Below are 6,315 nucleotides of genomic sequence, written 5' to 3' on the forward strand. Positions count from 1 at the left end.
AATTGACCCAACCTGGTTTGTAAATGCATCATTGTTACATACCACGGCATTCGGTATGAGTAAAGAACCTGCACAAACCCATATTCTAACAGCTATTAAGCAGGCAAGTGTTGCAGGAATTCAACTGAGTGTGGATTGGAATTATGCCGAAAAAATATGGGGGCCGGAAAACAATGCTTCCCTGATTTTTAAAGCCATTCTTTCTTTTCGTCCCTTATTAAAACTAAGCCTTGACGATGCAAGTCGTTTCCTGGGCACTCCTCAAAGTATTGAGTCGGCCAAGGAATTTTTGTCAAACTTTCAAACAACTGTTTCCTGTCTTACCTGTGGCAGTGAAGGAGTCTGGTATAAAGTGCAGGATCAAAACTGGCAGTTCAGGGAGGCCTTACCGGTAGAGGTAAAGGACAGCACTGGTGCGGGCGATAGCTTTTGGGCAGGCTTTGTACATGCCTGGCTAAATGGGCAGGCGATAGATAAGGCTATTGAGCTGGCTCTCCATACAGCGGCGCGCCGACTGAAAGGGGAATTGGATTAAACCGGTTGTTTGAGCCAGGCAATTAATGCAAGGTAAACACCGTTCGTCCAGCCGAAACCATCTTGTGCCGCATATTCCCCTCCTCCTGCCGGCAGGGTTAAATCTACTACGTTGTATTTTTCCATCAGCTTTCCGTTTTCCTTGTACACTTTTTCGTTCAGGCGGGTCCATCGTTGTGCAATTTCTTTCGCAAGCCCTATTTGTCCACTTCTTGCCAATCCTTTAACAGCCATCCATTGAAGGGGCGCCCAGCCATTGGGTGCATCCCATTGCTCGCCGGTTGTTTGTACACTGGTTTGCAATCCTCCCGGTTGTAATAATTTCTCCTGAACCACCATAGCCGCTTGTCGGGCAAGCAGGCTTAAATAACCCTGCTTATGCGAAAAAAACACGAAGGGAAAAAGCCCCGCAGGGGTTATCTGTTTGGTCAGCGCTGCTTTGCGGAAATTATAATCTGTATAAAATTTCAGTTCTTTACTCCAGCAATATTTTTCAATAGCCGTTTGTCTTTTTTCAGCGGCGGTTTCGAATTGCATAGCCATAGAATCCTGCTTGGCAATTTTGTAGGCTCTTGCCAGGCTGTTCTCCACTCCTACAAGCAGGCTGTTGAGGTCTACCGGGATAATATCAGCGGTTTCGATGGTGGCTAATGTTTTGCCATCTGCCAACCAGCGGCTGCTGAAATCCCACCCGCTGGCTGCACCTGCACGGAGCTGCTGGTATACCCTGGTTTTGTTCCTGGACGATTTATTGGCGGTTTCAATATCCTCCCGGTAGCTTTCCGGGCGCGGGGTGGCCAATTCATCCCAATACCTGTTAAGGATGGATTCATCCGGCAGTATCACTACCCGCTTAACTGGCTGTCCCTTTTTTGCCTGGGCAGCCCCCTCCATCCAGTATTGGTATTCCTTTTCCATAGCAGGCAGGTACTGTAAAATTACCTGGTCCCCTTTTACAGAAGCCAGCAATTCTACCATTTGGGTAAAAAAAGGTGGTTGAGAACGGCTGAGGTAATAAGTCCGGTTTCCATTCGGGATATGCCCGTATTTATTAATCAGGTAAGCAAAATTGTCGATCATATTTTCCATTATTTCAAATTCCCTGCTTTCCTTGAGGCCCAGCAGGGTGAAATAGGAATCCCAATAATAAATTTCCCTGAACCTGCCACCGGGCACTATATAGGAATGAGGCAATGCAAGCAGCGAAGAACCTTTCACTGCCGAGTCACTGTCTCTTCTCAGCAATTTCCACAAGCCCTGGATATGCTCTGTTATGGATTGATTGGGATTGGAGTTGTAAGCCGGTGCGCGATTAGCCGGCTGACTAAAATTTTCTTCTACAAATAAAGCTAGCGAGAAACGCAGAGCCGGGTTATTTTTTGCTGCACGATAAGATTTTAAAATTTCCGCCGGATCTTTTTTAGGAATACAATCTGCAAAGGTTTTACTATCCGGGAAAATTCTGGCCATCTGCACATCCGCAAACAGTTCAGCATATAGCTGATCTGGCGATTTAGGGAGACTATCCTGCGAAGTCAGACCTCCGGCCAGCAGCAGCGCTGTTAACAACAAAATAGTATAACGTGTATACATAGGCGATTTTTTATTGTTGAACTACAAAAGTTTTCTTATCCGGCCCTACACCTGTAATCGTTAGTTTTTTCCAGTGAGCCGGCAATACAGATTTAAGCTGCACAATTCCGTTTGGGGTAATCTCCAATCCACCGAATCCCATCAGCACACTTTGCAGAACGCCGCCGGCACCTGTAGCAAAATAAGGGTTGGTTCCTCCTTTCGTTTCTGCTATTACTCTGAAGGGCGGATTGAGGTTAGGCAGGTAGGAGTCTCTAAACCAATGTAAGGCTTTATTCCTGTCGCCCAGGCGGGCATAGAGTGTTGTAAAAACGGCCTGGGTCATAGCAGGTGTGCCTTGATCAGGTACGCGCTGCTCATAGTATTCCAGGTCTTTCCGAATAAGCAGGGGATCTGTAATTTCCTTTAACGGGTAGGAAAGCAGGTTCACATCAGCCTGTTTGATTCCTTTGCCCTGGTAGCTGGCATGCTCGCGGGTAACCCCATCCGGAAATTTGAGGATCGGAATATTGGATGCCACCAGCGCCCAGTCCGGATTTGGGCTAAGCCCCAGTAATTTTGCCGCTTCAGTGGCAAATCGAAGATTTGCTTTCGCCGCAGCATTGGTAAAAGCATTGTTATCGACATTTTCAGCCCATTCATCCGCCGCAACCACATTGTTGATATTGTATTGCCCCGGGCCTGCCCGTTCTACGCGGCTTGCCCAGAAATCGGCCGTTTCTGATAATATCGGATATCCTTTGTTCCGCAACCAGTTTTTATCCTGTGTAACGCAATAATAATTCCAGGCAGCAATTGCCACGCAGGCAGTGATATGATGTTCAAATGGTCCGCTTAATGCCCAAACGGGGGTCTCTTCTACACCGGAATCTGCACTTTCCCAGGGGAACATGGCACCCCGGAAGCCTTTTGAAAATGCATTTCGCCGGGCAGCTTCCAGGCGCTGAAAGCGGTATTCTACCAAACTTTTGGCAATCGCCGGTTGGAGGGTTAACAACGCCGGAAACATCCATAGTTCGGTATCCCAGAAAACATGCCCGTTATAGCCCAGACCGGATAAGCCCATGGGTGAAGGCGAAAAAGCGGTTCCCTCCCTGGCAAATGAATACAGGTGATAGAGCATGCTGTGGATATCTTGTTGTGCCTGGGCATCTCCCTCAATAAGAATATCGCTTTTCCAGAGTTCGTTCCAGGCCTGGGCATGAAATTTCAGCAGTCGTTCCCGGCCTTCCAGTCTGGCGTAAATGGTTAGGCGCTCGGCTTCATTCAGCGGATCATCATGATGCGCTGAAGTAATGGATGAACCTGCAATCGCAAAGCGATAGGTTTCATTTGCCTTCAATTCTTTGCTGAATTTCATAAGGTGCCGGTTATTATCCCACATTTCGTGAATAACCCGGGGTTCATGCCCATGTTTCTCTTCAAACAGAAAAGTATTGGAAGCACATAATAAAAGTTTGCCTGCCGGGCTTTTAGCTGAGGATGTAAGCAGGCTCAATACAACATGGGGGCGATCAATTTCATTGTAATAGTTCTGCACATCGCGCAATGCATCCGGAGCCTCCATAATACTAGCTACGCGCACAGAAATATTCTTTTTGGGCTGAATATCGATATCCATCAATACCGTGTAAGGAAGGTGGCGCAGCGCATAATAGCTGTATACCACCCTGGCTTTATCTGCATAATCAAAACTTGCAGTAAAGGCACCGGCTTTCATATCCAGTGTTTGTGTAAAATTAGAGACTTCGCGGTTATCCATGAGTTTTCCATCAATCTCAAGAGCGCAGTTCAGCAGGTTAAAACTTCGTAAAAAATTGCTTACCCTGCCACGGCCATACTGATCGTATGCGCCGGCCAAAACCACTTCTTTAACGGTAAACGGTGCAGGCGCTGATACCAGCCCGATCATTCCATTGGCTACTGTTATACCAAAATACCCCGATGGATCGGGTTTTGTTACGGAAAGTTTCCAAGGATCGATTGGTTGTGTAAATGCACGGGCAACTGTTAGCAAAAAAGCGGCCACCAACCATAGATAAATAAATTGTTTCTTCATATATAGCAGAATTTAGCAGCTTGCATATTAAATTTACCAACACTATTTCATGTAAGCAGCATTTATGTTAAAAGGCCGGAAGTTTATTATCATTTTATTGCTTGGTATTACCGGCCTGGTATTACTAACCTCCGTATCAGTACCCATACAGTTCAGCAGTACCGCAAGGGTACCTTATTCGCTTACCCGTACGATGGATCAGTTTAGAACGGCCGATCAGCTGCGCAAATGGTTTCATCCGTTCGTGAATGCAGACAGTTCCGAGATCGGTGTGCTGGAAGGAGAAAAAACCGGCCTTTTTATGGAAGGCCACGGAATTGCGCTGGCTTCTCAAAAACCCGGGCAAATTAGTATGGCCGTAGAAACGGATGATGTAGAACGACGAGTAAATTTTACCATTTCCGCCGATCCCGATGCAAAAGGGCATTGCCTGGTGGAAGCTTCTGTATACCGGACCATCTGGAAACGCTGGATCGACCCAGACCCGATCGACGAACAGATTGTAGAAAGCCTGAAAGAACTCGAAACCTTCACGAATGACACCCAGCGTTTTTATGGATTTGTAATAAAACGTGAAACCATAACAGATAGTTGTTACCTGTTTATGACCAAAACAATTGCACCCGACGAAAAGGCAGCTGCAACAAAGGAATTATTCAACAATCTCATCCAATATTTAAAAACACACCCGGTTGATTGGTCTGGCAGGCGCATCTATTACCAACAGCCGACAGATAGTAATCGTATTCATATTTTTACCGGAGTAGTAGTATCCTGTATGCTGGAAAATCACCCCGATCTGGGAATCGGGCAAAAGACCCTGCCAGCAGGCAAACAAATGCTGACGGCAGAGTTTAAGGGTGCTTATAAAGATATTGATAAGGCTTATAAAGCGCTGGATCAATACCGTAAAGATTACTCACTGGTTAGCTATATGCTGCCATTTGAAGATTTACTATCTCCCGGGTTTGGCTTTCTGCCGGAGGATAAAATACGGGTTAAAGTTTGTTTGCCAATTTTGTAAAGACGACAATGTATGAAAAAAGGACCGACCCTATTTATAGTGATTTTTATACTTGTAGTAATGCTGCTTTTAGCCACACAATACCTCCACACTACGGCAACTCACCAGGTTCAGATCGGCCTGTCATTTACAAGAACTCTTGAGCAACTTCAAGATAGTAATCGCCTAAACAAATGGTTTAATAATCATTTAGCAAATGGGAAAAAAATTCAATTAAGACAATTGAAAAAAAACCCATTGATTGCCACTTATGTATTCAGTGATGGAAAAAATACACAGGAATTCAACTGGATGGCAGTACCCGAAGCAGGCAATGAGTATTTCACCAGATTATCTTTACAATACAAAACCAGTTGGTGGAATTACATAACCGGCGGAAATCAACTTGAAAAAGCAGCTTTACAAAATACTGCCAATCTGGAAAAATTCACAAAAGATATACAATTATTTTACGGCTACCGTATTACTACAACCACTGTAAAAGACAGCACTTTATTATATGGATCAATAAGGGTACGTAAAGAAAAAAAAGGAGAGGAAACATACCAACTCTTTCAAAAGTTGATGACATATGCCAATCAAATAAATGCAGGCCCCAAGGGTTCATCTATCTGCAATTTTGAAAAAATCAGCACGGATTCTATTCTTATTAAGGCAAGCATAGGTATAACTAAACCAAATCAGCTTAGTGCTAGCAGCAGTTTCCAACTAAAACGAATGCCCTATGGTAAAAACCTGCTGATGATGGAGTATAACGGAAAATTTGGTGAAATAGATAAAGCGTATAAAGTTTTGGAACAATTTCGGGATGATCATAATTTTAGAAGTATGGCAATCCCCTACCAGGAATACCCTGTTTTAAGTAAAATATATTCTGACAATGATACGGTAACGCTAAACCTATATTATCCGGTTTTCTAGTTTTCTTCTTGAATTGTAAGGCAGGCCTCATTATTTCTTCCCAACACAAAAGATTTTTTTCCTTTTATCCGGAGAGGTTTTATATTCCTGATTTGCCCAGTAATTACAGCAGGTTGATTATTTTCACAAATCCATGTTTGGTTTTCTTGCAACTGAAATAAAACCAATTGCCCTGCATCTTGCC

The 6,315-nt window shown here is 44.4% G+C and carries 6 protein-coding genes; 3 read left to right on the forward strand and 3 right to left on the reverse strand.

Annotation, left to right across the window (positions count from 1 at the left end):
- A partial coding sequence (locus A1D16_RS05855) for a carbohydrate kinase family protein (protein ID WP_290708353.1) occupies window positions 1-535 on the forward strand: 535 nt, incomplete at its 5' end.
- On the opposite strand, the gene treA is transcribed toward A1D16_RS05855, so the two are convergent.
- Together treA and A1D16_RS05865 are read right to left on the reverse strand one after the other, a co-directional pair.
- The gene (gene treA, locus A1D16_RS05860; RefSeq protein ID WP_290708354.1) at window positions 532-2,127 is read right to left on the reverse strand and encodes an alpha,alpha-trehalase TreA; all 1,596 of its coding nucleotides are present in this window, start codon (window positions 2,125-2,127) and stop codon (window positions 532-534) included. The genes A1D16_RS05855 and treA overlap by 4 nt on opposite strands.
- A 10-nt stretch (window positions 2,128-2,137) precedes the next feature.
- Window positions 2,138-4,186 carry a glycoside hydrolase family 65 protein gene (locus tag A1D16_RS05865; RefSeq protein WP_290708355.1) on the reverse strand — a complete coding sequence of 683 codons (2,049 nt, stop codon included), beginning with the start codon at window positions 4,184-4,186 and terminating at the stop codon, window positions 2,138-2,140.
- Between the two features lie 64 nt (window positions 4,187-4,250).
- Here A1D16_RS05865 and A1D16_RS05870 point away from each other — a divergent pair, with 64 nt between their 5' ends.
- Both A1D16_RS05870 and A1D16_RS05875 read left to right on the forward strand, forming a co-directional pair.
- Window positions 4,251-5,210 carry a GyrI-like domain-containing protein gene (locus A1D16_RS05870; RefSeq protein ID WP_290708356.1) on the forward strand — a complete coding sequence of 320 codons (960 nt, stop codon included), beginning with the start codon at window positions 4,251-4,253 and terminating at the stop codon, window positions 5,208-5,210.
- Between the two features lie 12 nt (window positions 5,211-5,222).
- On the forward strand, window positions 5,223-6,131 hold the full coding sequence (locus A1D16_RS05875; protein ID WP_290708357.1) for a hypothetical protein: 909 nt from the start codon (window positions 5,223-5,225) through the stop codon (window positions 6,129-6,131).
- Here the strand turns inward: A1D16_RS05875 and A1D16_RS05880 are convergent.
- Window positions 6,128-6,315 (reverse strand): hypothetical protein (locus A1D16_RS05880; protein ID WP_290708358.1); only part of this gene is annotated, 188 nt, incomplete at its 5' end. The two genes, A1D16_RS05875 and A1D16_RS05880, sit on opposite strands and share 4 nt — an antisense overlap.

The organism is Flavihumibacter sp. CACIAM 22H1 (genome assembly GCF_001601815.1).
Classification (GTDB): Bacteria; Bacteroidota; Bacteroidia; order Chitinophagales; family Chitinophagaceae; genus Flavihumibacter.

Excerpts from the sequence above, each read along its gene's own strand:
- treA (WP_290708354.1), bottom strand. The coding sequence starts at position 2,127 with ATGTATACACGTTATACTATTTTGTTGTTAACAGCGCTGCTGCTGGCC.
- A1D16_RS05865 (WP_290708355.1), bottom strand. The coding sequence starts at position 4,186 with ATGAAGAAACAATTTATTTATCTATGGTTGGTGGCCGCTTTTTTGCTA.
- A1D16_RS05870 (WP_290708356.1), top strand. The coding sequence starts at position 4,251 with ATGTTAAAAGGCCGGAAGTTTATTATCATTTTATTGCTTGGTATTACC.
- A1D16_RS05875 (WP_290708357.1), top strand. The coding sequence starts at position 5,223 with ATGAAAAAAGGACCGACCCTATTTATAGTGATTTTTATACTTGTAGTA.